Annotated in this window: 14 protein-coding genes; 9 read left to right on the top strand and 5 right to left on the bottom strand. The window is 65.7% G+C overall.

Annotation, left to right across the window (positions count from 1 at the left end; translation table 11 throughout):
* Positions 1-2: 2 nt before the first annotated feature.
* Positions 3-1,286, bottom strand: coding sequence for a metal-dependent hydrolase family protein (locus HMPREF9710_RS05700; protein ID WP_005664685.1), 1,284 nt, complete (start codon positions 1,284-1,286; stop codon positions 3-5).
* Between the two features lie 89 nt (positions 1,287-1,375).
* The gene (locus tag HMPREF9710_RS05705) at positions 1,376-2,644 is read right to left on the bottom strand and encodes a dicarboxylate/amino acid:cation symporter (RefSeq protein WP_005664686.1); all 1,269 of its coding nucleotides are present in this window, start codon (positions 2,642-2,644) and stop codon (positions 1,376-1,378) included.
* 290 nt (positions 2,645-2,934) lie between these two features.
* Between HMPREF9710_RS05705 and pyrC the strand changes: the two genes are divergently transcribed.
* From pyrC to HMPREF9710_RS05725, 4 genes are read left to right on the top strand one after another with little or no spacing between them, the layout of a single operon-like run.
* A complete protein-coding gene (gene pyrC, locus HMPREF9710_RS05710; RefSeq protein WP_005664688.1) occupies positions 2,935-3,984 on the top strand; it encodes a dihydroorotase in 1,050 nt (349 codons plus the stop codon).
* Between the two features lie 8 nt (positions 3,985-3,992).
* Positions 3,993-4,784 (top strand): DUF3025 domain-containing protein, encoded by a 792-nt coding sequence (locus tag HMPREF9710_RS05715; protein ID WP_005664690.1) that lies wholly within the window; start codon positions 3,993-3,995, stop codon positions 4,782-4,784.
* A 14-nt stretch (positions 4,785-4,798) separates the two neighbouring features.
* A complete protein-coding gene (locus HMPREF9710_RS05720; RefSeq protein ID WP_005664691.1) occupies positions 4,799-5,788 on the top strand; it encodes a Gfo/Idh/MocA family protein in 990 nt (329 codons plus the stop codon).
* A gap of 10 nt (positions 5,789-5,798) precedes the next feature.
* Positions 5,799-6,155, top strand: a complete 357-nt coding sequence (locus HMPREF9710_RS05725; protein ID WP_005664693.1) for a glyoxalase superfamily protein — start codon at positions 5,799-5,801, stop codon at positions 6,153-6,155.
* 12 nt (positions 6,156-6,167) lie between these two features.
* On the opposite strand, the gene HMPREF9710_RS05730 is transcribed toward HMPREF9710_RS05725, so the two are convergent.
* Positions 6,168-6,914 (bottom strand): tetratricopeptide repeat protein, encoded by a 747-nt coding sequence (locus HMPREF9710_RS05730; RefSeq protein ID WP_005664695.1) that lies wholly within the window; start codon positions 6,912-6,914, stop codon positions 6,168-6,170.
* 182 nt (positions 6,915-7,096) lie between these two features.
* On the opposite strand from HMPREF9710_RS05730, the gene HMPREF9710_RS05735 reads away from it, so the two are divergent.
* On the top strand, positions 7,097-7,834 hold the full coding sequence (locus HMPREF9710_RS05735; protein WP_005664697.1) for an NYN domain-containing protein: 738 nt from the start codon (positions 7,097-7,099) through the stop codon (positions 7,832-7,834).
* 16 nt (positions 7,835-7,850) lie between these two features.
* Here the strand turns inward: HMPREF9710_RS05735 and HMPREF9710_RS05740 are convergent, their stop codons facing one another.
* Both HMPREF9710_RS05740 and recG read right to left on the bottom strand, forming a co-directional pair.
* Entirely contained in the window at positions 7,851-8,234 is a 384-nt protein-coding gene (locus HMPREF9710_RS05740) for a hypothetical protein (RefSeq protein ID WP_157225435.1), read from the bottom strand.
* Between the two features lie 31 nt (positions 8,235-8,265).
* Positions 8,266-10,326 carry an ATP-dependent DNA helicase RecG gene (recG, locus tag HMPREF9710_RS05745; protein WP_005664700.1) on the bottom strand — a complete coding sequence of 687 codons (2,061 nt, stop codon included), beginning with the start codon at positions 10,324-10,326 and terminating at the stop codon, positions 8,266-8,268.
* Between the two features lie 105 nt (positions 10,327-10,431).
* Between recG and queA the strand changes: the two genes are divergently transcribed.
* From queA to secD, 4 genes are all read left to right on the top strand, one after another.
* Positions 10,432-11,454 carry a tRNA preQ1(34) S-adenosylmethionine ribosyltransferase-isomerase QueA gene (gene queA, locus HMPREF9710_RS05750; protein ID WP_005664702.1) on the top strand — a complete coding sequence of 341 codons (1,023 nt, stop codon included), beginning with the start codon at positions 10,432-10,434 and terminating at the stop codon, positions 11,452-11,454.
* Between the two features lie 10 nt (positions 11,455-11,464).
* Positions 11,465-12,604 (top strand): tRNA guanosine(34) transglycosylase Tgt, encoded by a 1,140-nt coding sequence (gene tgt, locus HMPREF9710_RS05755; protein ID WP_005664703.1) that lies wholly within the window; start codon positions 11,465-11,467, stop codon positions 12,602-12,604.
* A 177-nt stretch (positions 12,605-12,781) separates the two neighbouring features.
* On the top strand, positions 12,782-13,111 hold the full coding sequence (gene yajC / locus HMPREF9710_RS05760) for a preprotein translocase subunit YajC (protein WP_005664704.1): 330 nt from the start codon (positions 12,782-12,784) through the stop codon (positions 13,109-13,111).
* 56 nt (positions 13,112-13,167) lie between these two features.
* A complete protein-coding gene (gene secD / locus HMPREF9710_RS05765) occupies positions 13,168-15,042 on the top strand; it encodes a protein translocase subunit SecD (protein ID WP_005664706.1) in 1,875 nt (624 codons plus the stop codon).
* Positions 15,043-15,047 lie beyond the last annotated feature (5 nt).

The raw sequence follows: 15,047 nt of genomic DNA on the forward strand, positions 1-15,047 counted from the left end.
GCTCAGGGCTTCTTGTAGACCACGCCATCTTTCATTACAAACTTGACCTGCTCGAGCACTTTCACGTCCTGCAAGGGGTCGCCCTCGACCGCGATGATGTCGGCCGCGAAGCCCGCGTCGACCGCGCCCAGGCGCTTCGGCTGGTCGAGCAGGGTGGCCGCGTTCACGGTGGCCGAGCGGATCGCGTCGATCGGCGTCATGCCCGCTTCGACCATGTAGCCGAACTCCCTGGCGTTTTCGCCGTGCGGGAACACGCCGGCATCGGTGCCGAAGGCGATCTTCACGCCGGCCTTGTAGGCACGGCCGAAGGTGGCTTGCAGCTGCGGGCCGATCGCGGCCGCCTTCGGGCGCACCAGGGCCGAATAATAATTCGGATCCTTGGCCTTGTCGGCCACGTAGCGGCCGGCCGAGATGGTCGGCACGTACCAGCCGCCGCCCTTCTTGAACAGGGCAATGACCTCGTCGTCCATCAGGGTGCCGTGCTCGATCGAGTCGACGCCGACGCGCAGCGCGCGCTTCATGCCTTCGGCGCCGTGGGCGTGGGCCGCGACGCGGAAACCGTAGTCCTTCGCGGTGCTCACCACGGCGCGCAGCTCGTCCTCGGTGTACTGCGAGTTGTGGCCGCTGGCGGCCTGGCTCAGCACGCCGCCGGTGGCGGTCACCTTGATCAGGTCGGCGCCGTCCTTGTAGCGGGTGCGCACCGCCTGGCGCGCTTCCTCGGGGCTGTTCAATACACCTTCGACCGGGCCGGGCGTGCCGATCTTTTCGGACAGGAAGTGCGACAGGTTGTTGGTCGGGTCGGCGTGGCCGCCGGTGGTGGCCAGCGATTTCCCGGCGGTGAACATGCGCGGACCCGGCACTTCGCCGGCGGCGATGGCGCGCTTGAGCGAGATGTTCAGGTTGTCGGCGGCGCCCAGGTCGCGCACCGTGGTGAAGCCGGCCATCAGGGTGCGCTCGGCGTACTTCACCGAACGATAGGCCATGTCGGCCGGATTGGCGGCCAGGCGGTCGCGATAGGCGTCGACCGCGGGCTGGGTTTCGCTGGTCAGGTGCACGTGCATGTCGATCAGGCCCGGCAGGCAGCTGTGGCGCGACAGGTCGATGTTGCCGGCCTGCTGGGTCATCGGCCCCACCGACACGATGCTGCCGTTCTCGATCACGATGCTGACGCGCTCGCGCCAGGCGCCTTTCTGGACGTCCAGCAGCCGGCCGCAGTCGACCGTCTGGGTGGCGGCGTGCGCGCTGTTCAGGGCCAGCAGCATGCCGGCGGCAACCATCTGTTTCATCTCTCGCTCCCTCTTTTCATTATTGACGCATAAAAAAAGGCCCTCCATCGCTGGAAGGCCCTGGTGCTACAAGCAGCCGTTCGCCACGCTTATCGCAGCGGTGAGACGGCCGGTTCCTTGTTCGGTTCTCCCAGGTCGCCCTCCCACTTGGCGACGACGGCGGTGGCGATGCCGTTGCCGATCACGTTGGTGGCCGAGCGCGCCATGTCCAGGAAGTGGTCGATCGCCAGCAGCAGCAAGAGGCCCGCTTCCGGGATGTCGAACTGGTTCAGGGTGGCCGCGATCACGACCAGCGAGGCGCGCGGCACGCCGGCCATGCCCTTCGAGGTCAGCATCAGCACCAGCATCATGGTGATCTGGGTGCCCAGCGACAGCTCGATGCCGTAAGCCTGGGCGATGAAGACGGCGGCGAAGGTGCAGTACATCATCGAGCCGTCCAGGTTGAACGAGTAGCCGATCGGCAGCACGAACGAGGCCAGGCGGTTCTTGACGCCGAAACGCTCCAGGCTTTCCAGGGTGCGCGGGAAGGCGGCTTCGGACGAGGCGGTCGAGAAGGCCAGCACGGTCGGGCCGCGCAGCTCGGAGATCAGGCGCAGGATGCGCGGGCCGATCACGGCCATGCCGATGCCGATCAGGACGATCCACAGCAGCGCGATGCCGAAGTAGAACTGGGCCATGAAGATGCCATAGGTCGACAGCACGCCCAGGCCGCTCTTGGCGATGATGCCGGCCACTGCCGCGAACACCGCGATCGGGGCGAAGTTCATCACATAGCCGGTCAGCTTGAGCATCACGTGGGCGACGCCGTCGATGGCGTCGATCATCGGCGTGGCGCGCGCGCCGACGGCGGCGGCGGCGGTGCCGAAGAACACCGAGAACACCACGATCTGCAGGATCTCGTTCTTGGCCATGCCGTCGACGATCGAGGTCGGGATCAGGTGGGTGATGAAGTCCTTCATCGTCAGGCTGCCGCTGGTGATGCCCGAGGTCGCGTCGACCGGCGGCATCATGCCTGCAGCGTGCAGCGCGTCGCCCGGACGGAAGATGTTCACCAGGACCAGGCCCAGCGACAGCGAAATGATCGAGGCGATCACGAACCAGCCCAGCGCCTTGACGCCGATGCGGCCGACTTCCTTGGCGTCGCCCATCCTGGCGATGCCGACCACCAGGGTCGCGAACACCAGCGGCGCGATGATCATCTTGATCAGGCGGAGGAACATCGTGGTAATCAGCGACATCGTGTCGGAGAAGCTCGTAGCGCCTGCCACATCGGTATTGGCGTTGACCAGGTAGCCGACGACGATGCCGACCACCAGGGCGATCATGATGAAGGTAGTCAGGCGATTTCGATTATTCATAAAGCTTCCTGTCGTGTGGACCTGTGCAGGGCCGGCGGCGGCGGATTGCGCTGTCGCTGGCAGGTTGTTCGGGCAATGACCGGTTTTCGAGGACCGAAGGCCGGTTGATACTGAAGATTATGGCAAGTTCCGCAGTATCCTAGGCACTGTTAGTGCTGTCAAGCACGCTTACACCGTTGTCGTTACGGTAATCCGACATGCTTTTCCGGCCCGCCGAACGCACCCTGCGCGGCGTGGCGCAGCGCAGGTAAAATACGCCTTTCATACGCCATTCGTTTCCGAGAGCCGCCATGTCCACCATCGAGACCCCAGACACCATCACCATCACCCGTCCAGACGACTGGCACCTGCACCTGCGCGACGGCGCGGCGATGGCCAGCGTATTGCCGCACACCGCCCGCCAGTTCGGCCGCGCGATCGTGATGCCGAACCTGAGGCCGCCCGTGACCACGGCCGCCGCCGCCCTCGAGTACCGCGCCCGCATCCTGGCCGCGCTGCCGGAGGACATGCGCTTCGAGCCCTTGATGACGCTGTACCTCACTGATAACACCGATCCGGATGAGATCCGCCGCGCCCAGGACACCGGTTTCATCCACGCGGTCAAACTGTATCCGGCTGGCGCCACCACCAACTCGGACGCCGGCGTCACCGACCTGAAAAAGTGCTACAAGACGCTGGAAGTGATGCAGGAAGTCGGCATGCCGCTGCTGGTGCATGGCGAAGTCACCGACAACGAGATCGACCTGTTCGACCGCGAAGCCGTATTCATCGAGCGCGTGATGCGCCCGCTGCGCCGCGACATGCCGGCCCTGGGCGTGGTGTTCGAGCACATCACCACCAAGGATGCGGCCCAGTACGTGGCCGAGGCCGAGGGCCCGATCGCGGCCACCATCACCGCCCACCACCTGCTGTACAACCGCAACGAGATCTTCCGCGGCGGCATCCGCCCGCACTTCTACTGCCTGCCGGTGCTCAAGCGCGAAGAACACCGCCTGGCGCTGGTGACCGCCGCCACCAGCGGCGACGAGCGCTTCTTCCTGGGCACCGACTCGGCCCCGCACGCGGTGCACACCAAGTACGCCGCCTGCGGCTGCGCCGGCTGCTACACCGCGCTGCACGCGATGGAGATGTACACCGAAGCCTTCGCCCAGGCCGGCGCGCTCGACAAGCTGGAAGCCTTCGCCAGCTTCAACGGCCCGGCCTTCTACAACCTGCCGCGCAACGAGGGCACGATCACGCTCAAGCGCGAAAGCTGGACCCTGCCTGAGTCGGTGCCGATGGGCGAACACCAGCTGGTGCCGCTGAACGCGGGCGAGAGCATCAACTGGAAGATGGTATAAGCACTACCGTGCTGCCACCGATCGACTGGGCGCAGCCGTGGTACGACACGGTGCGCCCGGCATTCGAGCGAGCTGCGCCGCCGCTTGACGGCTTCATCGACGCCTTCAACGTGGCGGCGCGCGAACTCGACCTGCGTAATGGCGCCGGCATGCCCTTGTGCTTCGTGCCGCAAGCCGCGCTGCCGGAAGGGATGGCGTATGAAGAATTCATCGGCGCCACCGGCCAGGTGCCGACCCGCGACAACCTGCACGATTTCTTCAATGCGCTGGTATGGCAGACCTTCCCGGGTATCAAGCGCGCGCTGAACGCGTTGCAGGCGGCGCAGATCGCGCAGGCCGGCGTCGGCAAGTCGCGCGGGCCGGCGCGCGACGCCGCCACCATCTTCGACGAGAACGCGGCCTTGCTGGTGGTGCGCGACAATGACGCCGGGCGCGCGCTGGTCGAGGACTTGCGTGCGCACCGCTGGCTGGAGGCCCTGTACGATAAGCGTGACTTGTTCGGCAGGGACGCCGAGGTCTGGCTGTTCGGCCACGCGCTGATGGAAAAGCTGGTGGCGCCGCGCAAGGCGATCACCGCGCACACGCGGGTGGTGGTCGCCGGCGACGACTACTTTGCGCTGGCGGCGGATGCGCGCCGCGCCTGGCTCGACCGCGAGGTGGCGGCCAGCCTGGCGGGCGAGGCCCTGGCGCCGGGCGGCTTCACGCCCCTGCAGGTGCTGGGCATTCCAGACTGGTGGCCCGGACAAGACCCTGACTTTTATCTGGATACGACTGTGTTCCGTCCAAAGCGGACGGCTTGAATTGGGAGAAGCCGATGGCTGAAACGGTACGCTGGGGAATTCTCGGCACGGGCAAGATTTCGCGTGCCTTTGCCAATGCACTGAAGGACGTGCCGGGCGCCGTGCTGGCCGCCGTGGGCTCGCGCAGCCCGGACAAGGCCGCGGCCTTCGCCGAGGAGTTCGGCGCGCTGGCCAGCTACGGCTCGTGCGAGCTGCTGGCCCAGGCCGAGGGCATCGACCTGATCTACATCGGCACGCCGCATCCGGAACATGCCGGCAACGCCTTGATGGCGCTGCGCGCCGGCAAGGGCGTGCTGTGCGAGAAGCCGTTCACGATGAACCTGCGCGAGGCCGAGCAGGTGGTGACCCTGGCGCGCTCGAAGCGCCTGTTCCTGATGGAGGCGATGTGGACGCGCTACCTGCCGGCCTACCTGGAAGTGAAGCGCATCCTGGCCTCGGGCGAGATCGGCACTCCGCGCCAGGTCGTCGCCGACTTCGGCTTCGCCGCCGCCTTCGGTCCCGAGCACCGCGTCTTCAATCCCGATCTCGGCGGCGGCGCGCTGCTCGACCTGGGCATCTATCCGCTGTCGGTCGCGGCCGGCCTCCTGGGTCCCGTGCTCGAAGTGCGCGCGCAAGCCCAGATGGGACCGACCGGCGTCGACGTGCAGACCGGCTTCACGCTCAAGCATGAAGGCGGCGCCATGTCGGTGTGCAGCTGCTCCTTCCTGGCGCGCTCGCCGGCCGAGCTGACCGTGTCGGGCGAGCGCGGCCAGGTGCGGATGAACACCATGTTCCACCGCGCGACCTCGGTCACCGTCAAGCTCGAAGACGGCAGCGAGCGCACGATCGAGACCCCGTATCTCGGCAACGGCTATGTGCACGAGGCGATCGAAGCCCAGCGCTGCTGGCGGCAGGGGCTGCTGGAAAGCCCGTCGATGACGCAGGACGAGACGCTGGCGCTGATGGGCGTGATGGACGAGATCCGGCGCCAGATCGGCCTGCGCTACGCGGCCGACCGCGCTTGAGGCGGGCGTCATGAAGCTCGGGAGCGTCACGCCGATCCTGCGCATTTTTGATGAAGCCAGGGCGCGCGAGTTCTATGTCGACTACCTCGGCTTCACGGTCGACTGGGACCACCGCTTCGGCCCCGGCATGCCGCTCTACCTGCAGGTGTCGCGCGGCGACTGCGTGTTGCACCTGAGCGAGCATCACGGCGATTGCTGCCCCGGCGCGGCGCTGCGCATCGAGGTCGACGACATCGATGACCTGCATGCCGAGCTGGCTGCCAAACAATATGGTTATGCGCGGCCCGCGATCGAAGATACGCCGTGGGAAACGCGCGAGTTGAGCGTCAAGGATCCGTTCGGGAACCGGCTGACCTTTGCCGGCTAGCGGGTCGGGATCCTACTTTGGCGCGGTGGCGGCATCCAGCCGTTTGAACAGCTCCCGGTGCAGTTCCCGCGTATGCTTTTCCATGTGCGTGCGCGCATGCTTGACCTCCTTCAGCTCGCGCTGCGCCACCGCCTCCTTGCCGTTGGCAAGCGCCCATAGCGCCAGTTCGACGCGCGCCTCGATGCTGCCGAAGCGTTCGACCACGGCCTCGAATTCGGCGCCTGCCTCGTCCTGCCGACCATCAGCGGCATAGGCGCGGCCCAGCGCCAGCCCGACTTCGCCGGCGCGAAAATCCGGACGCTTCGACTGCAGCGGCGCCAGCAGCGCAATCGCCGCCGCCGGCTGCCCGTGCGCCGCATTGGCGCGCGCGGCGCCCAGGATGACCTCGGGATCGCCCGCGAAAGGTCCGTTCAGGCAGGCTTTGTAATGGCGCACCGCTTCCTCCGATTCGCCGGCTTCCAGCAGCGCGGCGGCCAGGCGCATCTGGTTGTGGGCGGTCGGCGTCAGGTCGAACGCGCTCCGTGCCTCGCGCACGTCGCGGCCAGCATCGAGACTCTTCTGGAGCGCCCGCCCGGCGATGCGGCCACGGCGCTCGAGGCGCGAGGCCGGGAGGTATTCCACGACGAAGTAAGCGAGGCTGCCGAGCAGCGGGAACGAGAACAGGATCAGCAGCCAGTACAGCTGGCGACCGTTGCGCACGGCGTGGATCGCGAAGAAGAGGGCGATGAGGAAGTGCAGTCCAAGTCCGATGAGTGGCATTGCAGGTTCCGGGTTCAGTGTTGGTCGGGAAGACAACAAAGATAGCCGACCTCGCAGCCTGGATGTCTCACCGATTCCCACAGTGCGTTCCTCGCAACAGCGTTAGCGGATCGTGAGGCAGGGCGTGTTTATCCAGCCGAGATCCTGCTAGAGTGAAACGCAATTGCCCAAAAGGAACTCATATGACCCCGGACCAGAATGTCGCCGTCCTCGTGGACTGCGAGAATGCGCAGCCGACCGTGATCGGCGAGGCGATGCAGCTTGCATCGACCCTCGGACGGGTGGCCTTGCGGCGGGGTTACGGTAACCACACGGCCCTGGCGAGCAAATGGCAGGACGTGCTGGTGCGCCATGGGTTCGCCCCCTGCATGCAATTCCAATATGTGGCCGGCAAGAATACGGCGGACATCGCGCTGGCGCTGGATGCGCTGGAGATGCTGCTGGACCGGCGCGCCGACCGTTTCGTCATCGTCACCAGCGATTCCGATTTCGTCGGCCTGTGCCGCAAGCTGCAGGAGCGCGGCGCCAGCGTGCATGTCTTCGGTGAGGCGAAAACACCGGCGGCCTTGCGCCACGCCTGCGACAGGTTCCATGAATCGGCCCGGCCGGCGCCGCCGGAGGCCGCGCCGGCACCTGCAGCGGCTGTGGCGGCCGTCAAGCGCAGGCCGAGGTTCGTGGTCGAGGCGGTACGCTCGCTGGCGCTGTCATCGCCCGATGGCCGGGTCGATCTCGGCGCGCTGGGCAACCATCTGAGGGCGGCTCACCCCGGCTTTTCCCACGCGGCCTATGGGTACAAGAACCTGCGCACGATGCTCGAGGCGTACGATCTGTTGCGGATGCACCAGACCGAAGGAGGCCACTGCCGTGTGGGCCTGGCGTCGGACGGTGCCCCGCAGCCAGCCATCCTGCACGCGGTATAGCCCCGGCGCGGAACGCTCAATCCGGGACCGGCGCATCCACGATATGCCGCACGTCGAGCGCGCGGATGCGCGGCTCGACATAGTAGCCGCCCGCTTCCACATAGCTGAGGCAGTAGCGCAGGCACACGCGGCATTGCTGGACCGCGCAGCGGTTGTATGGGAAATAGTGGAGGGCGATCGGCGCGTCCGGCGACCAGTAATTGGTCCCGTGCGGATGGTATTCGGCGAAGGTCGGATCAAAGTAGGGATCGCCGGCCAGCGTGCCGGCCGGGCGCATCTGCGCTTGCGGGAACGATACCGGCGTGCGCGTCCACCCAGGGTAGCTCGCGATCTCGCATGCGCAACTGTCCGGCGCTGGCGCCGAGGCCGAGGCCAGGGCGCGCAGTTCATCGATACTCAATGGTTGTTCCGGCTTCATCGTCTTCTTTCGATCAGACCTTCAGGAATTCCTCGCGCCCACCCAGCCAGCGCGCCAGGTGCGCATCGACCACCGCGATCTTCTCGGGCTTTTCGCCGTCGAGCAGATACTGCGCCACGTCGCGCGCCCGGTCGACCAGCCAGCCATCGAGCTCCAGGTCGGCAAAGCGCAGCATCGCCTGGCCCGACTGGCGCGCGCCCAGGAATTCGCCCGGGCCGCGGATCTCCAGGTCGCGCCGCGCGATCTCGAAGCCGTCGGTGGTCTCGCGCATCGTCATCAGGCGCTGCTTGGCCACCTGGCCCAGCGGCGATTGATACAGCAGCAGGCACACCGAGGCCGCCGAGCCGCGACCCACGCGCCCACGCAGCTGGTGCAGCTGCGACAGGCCGAAGCGCTCGGCATGCTCGATCACCATCAGGGACGCATTCGGCACGTCGACGCCGACCTCGATCACGGTGGTCGCCACCAGCACGTGCACCTGGCCGGCCGTGAACGCATCCATCACTTCCTGCTTTTCGAGCGGCTTCATGCGGCCATGCACCAGCCCCACCTGCAGCTCGGGCAGCGATTCGGCCAGGGTCTCGTAGGTCTCGGTCGCGGTCTGCAATTGCAGGGCTTCGGATTCCTCGATCAGCGGACAGACCCAGTACACTTGCCGGCCTTCGAGCGCCGCTGCGTAGACGCGTTCGATCACTTCGTCGCGCCGCATCTGGTCGATCGCGCGCGTGACGATCGGGCTGCGGCCCGGCGGCAGCTCGTCGATCACCGACACCTCGAGGTCGGCGTAATACGTCATCGCCAGCGTGCGCGGGATCGGGGTGGCCGACATCATCAATTGGTGCGGCACCAGGCCGTCGCTGCCCTTGTTGCGCAGGGTGAGGCGCTGGCCGACGCCGAAGCGGTGCTGTTCGTCGACGATCACCAGGCCCAGTTTCGCGAACTGCACCGTGTCCTGGATCAGCGCATGGGTGCCGATCACCAGGTTCGCCTCGCCCGACTCGATCAACTCGTTGGACGCGGCCTTCTCTTTTTTCTTGAGGCTGCCGGTGAGCCAGGCGACTTTCACGCCGAGCGGCTCCATCCAGGCCGCGATCTTCCTGAAATGCTGCTCGGCCAGGATCTCGGTCGGCGCCATCAGCGCCGCCTGGTAGCCGCTGTCGATCGCCTGCGCGGCGGCCAGCGCCGAGACCACGGTCTTGCCGCTGCCGACGTCGCCCTGCAGCAGGCGCTGCATCGGATAGCCTTCTGCTAGGTCCGTGCGGATCTCTTCGACCACGCGCTGCTGGGCGCCGGTGAGCTTGAACGGCAGCGCCGCCAGGAAGGCTTCGGACAACTTGCCCACTGCACGCAGATGCGGCGCGCCTTTTTCGCGCCGCGCGCGCTGCGCCCGTTTCAGCGACAGCTGCTGCGCCAGCAGCTCGTCGAACTTCATGCGTTCCCAGGCCGGGTGCGATTTCTCTCCCAGCGCGTGTTCGTCAACGTCGGCCGGCGGATAGTGCAGCAGCTTCACGGCCGGTTCGAAGTCGATCAGTCCCATCTTGGCGCGGATGCCGGCAGGGACGGTATCGCTCCAGTCGATCCGCTTCATCGCATCGGCGATCGCGCGCCGCAGCACCGTTTGCGACAGGCCTTCGCCGGCCGGGTAGACGGGCGTGAGCGAATTCGGCAGCGGCGCGCCTTCGTTGACCACTTTATAAGCGGGGTGCACCATCTCGGCCCCGAAGAAGCCGTGTTTCAGTTCGCCGCGCGCCCGGATGCGCACGCCTTCGGCCATCTGCTTGACCTGGCTGCCATAGAAATTCATGAAGCGCAGCAGCAAATCGCCCGATTCGTCGGCGATGGTCACCAGCAGCTGGCGCCGCGGCTTGAACGAGATTTCGTTCTTGGTCACCACGCCTTCGACCTGCGACACGTGGCCGCCGCGCAGGCAGGCTTCGCGGATGGACACGATCTGGGTCTCGTCCTCGTAGCGCATCGGCAGGTGCAATACCAGGTCCATGTCGCTGCGCAGTCCGAGGCGGGCGAGCTTGCTTTCGAGGGTCTTGGGTGGATTTGTGGTCTTGGAGGCGGGCATATCGCGGCAAAATGGCGCTCGCTGGCGTAAAATAGAAGGTTCGCCATCAGCGCTGGAGCCTGTATTGTAAAGCTGGCAGCGCTTATTTTCCCAGAATTGAGAATAATGTACTCGCTTTCCGATTTCGACTTCGAGCTGCCCCCCGAGCGCATCGCGCAGCTGCCGCTGCCGGACCGCAGCGCCTCACGCCTTTTGCAGCTCGACGGTGATCAGATCCTTGATCGCCATTTCTCCGACATCGTCGACCAGCTCCAGCCGGGCGACCTCTTGGTGATGAACAATACCCGCGTGCTCAAGGCGCGCTTCTTCGGCGTCAAGGAAACCGGCGGCCAGGTCGAGGTGCTGGTCGAGCGCGTGCTCGACGACCGCACCGTGCTGGCCCAGGTGCGCGCCTCGAAGTCGCCCAAGCCGGGCAACCGCATCCGCCTGGCCGATGCCTTCGACGTCACCACCGGCGCACGCGCCGGCGAATTCTTTACGCTCCACTTCGAGGGCGACGTGTTCGAGCTGATCGAAGCCCACGGCCGCCTGCCGCTGCCGCCGTATATCGAGCACAGCGCCGACGAATTCGACGAGCAGCGCTACCAGACCGTGTACTCGAAGGAACCGGGCGCGGTCGCCGCCCCGACGGCCGGCCTGCACTTCGACCAGCCGCTGCTCGACAAGTTGGCGCAAAAAGGCGTCAAGTTCGCCTACGTCACCCTGCACGTCGGCGCCGGCACCTTCCAGCCGGTGCGGGTCGAGGATTTGAGCGAGCACAAGATGCACACCGAGTGGTACACCATTGCGCAAGAGACGGTGGACGCGGTGCGCGCCGCGAAAGCGGCGGGCCGCGACGTGGTCGCCGTCGGCACCACCAGCCTGCGCGCGCTGGAATCGGCCTCGCAAAGCGGCGAGCTGGTCGCCGGCAGCGCCGATACCGCGCTGTTCATCACGCCCGGCTACACCTTCAAGACCGTCACACGCCTGGTCACCAACTTCCACCTGCCCAAGTCGACCCTGCTGATGCTGGTGTCGGCCTTCGCCGGCTTTGAACCGATCCGCAAGGCCTATGCGCATGCGATCGCCAACGAATACCGCTTCTTCAGCTATGGCGACGCCATGCTGCTTACCACCGAATCTCGCTGAAAAGAATACGATGCTCGAATTCACCCTGCTCAAGAAAGACACCAGCGGCCTGTCGCACGCCCGCCGCGGCCGCCTGAAGCTGAACCACGGCACCATCGAAACCCCGATCTTCATGCCGGTCGGCACCTATGGTTCGGTCAAGGCGATGTCGCCGGTCGAACTGAAAGAAGTCGGCTCGCAGATCATTCTCGGTAACACCTTCCACCTGTGGCTGCGTCCCGGCGTCGACGTGATGAACAAGTTCGGCGGCCTGCACCAGTTCATGGGCTGGGACAAGCCGATCCTGACCGACTCGGGCGGCTTCCAGGTGTTTTCGCTCGGCGCCATGCGCAAGATCACGGAAGAGGGCGTCAAGTTCGCCTCGCCGATCGACGGCTCGCGCCAGTTCCTGTCGCCCGAGATCTCGATGCAGATCCAGCGCGCGCTGAACTCGGACATCGTGATGCAGTTCGACGAATGCACGCCTTATGAAATCGACGGCCGTCCGGCCACCGCGGAAGAGGCGGCCAAGTCGATGCGCATGTCGCTGCGCTGGGCCCAGCGCTCGATGAACGAATTCACCGGCGGCGGCAACCCGAACGCACTGTTCGGCATCGTCCAGGGCGGCATGTACGAGCACCTGCGCGACGAGTCGCTGGCCGGCCTCGAGGATATTAATTTCCCGGGCCTGGCGATCGGCGGCCTGTCGGTGGGCGAGCCGAAGGAAGACATGAAGCGCATCCTGGCCCACGTCGGCCCGCGCCTGCCCGAGAACAAGCCGCACTACCTGATGGGCGTCGGCACCCCGGAAGACCTGGTCGACGGCGTGGCGAACGGCGTCGACATGTTCGACTGCGTGATGCCGACCCGGAACGCGCGCAATGGCTGGCTGTTCACCCGCTTCGGCGACATCAAGATCAAGAACGCGCGCTACAAGGAAGACCAGGCGCCGCTGGACGAGAGCTGCGATTGCTATTGCTGCAAGAATTTCTCGCGCGCCTACCTGCACCATTTGCACCGCTCGAACGAAATCCTGGGCGCGCGCCTGAACACCATCCACAACCTGCATTACTACCTGAAGCTGATGCAGGAAATGCGCGACGCCATCGATGCCGACCGCTTCAACGAGTTCCGCATCGAGTTCAATGCGGGCCGTGCACGCGGCGTGTAAGCACTTGCTCACTCGCTGAGCCGGGCGCTGCCGTATTGACGGCGGCGCCAGAATTTAATTTCTAGCAAGCTCTTGCAATACCGAAAAGCAAGATCACCTACCTCCAGATTTGGTTTTCGGCGACTGGCCGATGCTAGAATACACCGCTTATTTTTTAACTTCACCATCGGAGTTCTTGTGTTCATTTCCAACGCTTACGCGCAAACCGCCGCCGCTGACCCAGGCATCATGGGCAGCCTGACGACCTTCCTGCCGCTGATCCTGATGTTCGTGGTCATGTACTTCCTGATGATCCGTCCTCAGCAGAAACGCCAGCGCGAGCTGAAAGCGATGATGGATGCACTGACCAAGGGCGACGAAGTCGTCACCGCCGGCGGCATCGTGGGCCGCGTCTCGAAAGTGACCGACGCCTACGTGACCCTGGAAATCGCGACCGGCACCGAAATCACCGTGCAGAAGAACGCAGTGACCACCCTGCTGCCGAAGGGCACCCTGAAAGCCCTGTAAGAGCAAGCTCCGTGCGGCCCGCGGGCCGCACTGCCCAACCTGAACGCCGGAACACTATGAATCGCTATCCCGTCTGGAAATACCTAATGATCGTCATCGCGCTGCTGCTCGGCGCGTTGTACACGGCGCCTAACTACTTCGGCGAAACGCCGGCGTTGCAGGTGACATCGGGCCGTTCGACCCTGAACATCACCAGCGCCTCCACCACCCTGGTCGAGGATGCGCTCAAGCGTGCCGGCATTGCCCATACCGGTCTCTCCCTCGAAGGCACCGGTCACACGACGTCGGTGCGTGTGCGCTTCGCCGGCACCGAAGAACAATTCAAGGCCAAGCTGGCCCTGGAACGCGAACTGAACCGCGACCCGGCCAACCCCGATTACATCGTCACCGTCAACCTGGTCACCAATACCCCGGCCTGGATGGAAAAGATCGGCGCCGGCCCGATGAGCCTCGGCCTCGACTTGCGTGGCGGCGTGCACTTCCTGCTGCAGGTCGATACCCGTGCGGTGGTCGACAACAAGGTCAAGGCGCTGCAGGCCAGCGTGCGCAGCAACCTGCGCGACGAGAACGTGCGCCACGCCGGCATCGAACGCGTGGGCGACACCATCGAAGTGCGCTTCCGCGACGCCGCGACCCGTTCCGCCGCACGCAATGTGCTGACTTCGCGCTCGAACGAGCTGAACTTCGCCGACGCCGCCGACGGCGCCGACCAGAAGCTGGTCGTCAGCCTCAAGCCGGACGCGATCAAGCGCAGCGTCGAAGACGGCGTCAAGCAGAACATCGTGACCCTGTCCAAGCGTATCAATGAGCTGGGCACCACCGAACCGATCATCCAGCAGCAGGGCGCCGACCGCATCGTCGTGCAGCTGCCGGGCGTGCAGGACGTGGCGCGCGCCAAGGACATCATCGGCCGCACCGCCACCCTCGAGCTGCGCATGGTCGACCAGACCGTGACCCCGGGCACCGAGCTGTCGGCGGCGATCCCGCTCAATTCCGAACTGTTCACCGAGGGCCGCGGCGCCCCGGTCGTGCTGTCGCGCGACATCATCCTGACCGGCGAATACATCTCGAGCGCCACCGCCAGCTTCGACCAGAACCAGCAGCCGGCCGTCTCGATCGACCTGAACGGCGACGGCGGCCGCCGCATCCGCCAGGCCACCCGCGACAACGTCGGCAAGCGCATGGCGATCCTGCTGAAAGAGAAGGGCGTCTACAACGTCCTGTCGGCACCGACCATCCAGAGCGAGCTGGGCTCGACCTTCCAGATCACCAATATGGGCACCTCGCAGGACGCCAACGAACTGGCCCTGCTGCTGCGCTCCGGCGCGTTGTCGGCGCCGATGGAATTCGTCGAGGAACGCGTGATCGGCCCGCAGCTGGGCGCCGAGAACATCGAACGCGGCCTGCACTCGACCATCTGGGGCTTCGTGGCGATCGCGGTCTTCATGATCGTCTACTACCACCTGTTCGGCGTGTTCTCGGCGCTGGCGCTGGCGGCCAACGTGCTGTTCCTGCTGGCCCTGCTGTCGATCCTGGGTATTACGCTTACCCTGCCGGGCATCGCCGCCATCGCGCTGGCGCTGGGCGTCGCGATCGACTCCAACGTGCTGGTCAACGAGCGCATCCGCGAAGAGTTGCGCGCCGGCGCCCCGCCGCAGGCGGCGATCGCGGCCGGTTCCAAGCACGCCTGGGACACCATCGTCGACTCCAACGTGACCACCCTGATCGTCGGCCTGGCGCTCCTGATCTTCGGTTCCGGTCCGGTGCGCGGCTTCGCCGTGGTGCACTGCCTGGGCATCCTGACCTCGATGTTCTCGGCGGTCGTCGTGGCCCGCGGTTTCGCCAACCTGTGGTACGGCCGCAAGAAGAAGCTGACCAAGATTTCAATCGGCACGGTCTGGCAGCCGGGCATGTCGCCCACCAAGAAGTAAGGACT

It is taken from the genome of Massilia timonae CCUG 45783 (assembly GCF_000315425.1).
Lineage (GTDB): Bacteria > Pseudomonadota > Gammaproteobacteria > Burkholderiales > Burkholderiaceae_D > Telluria > Telluria timonae.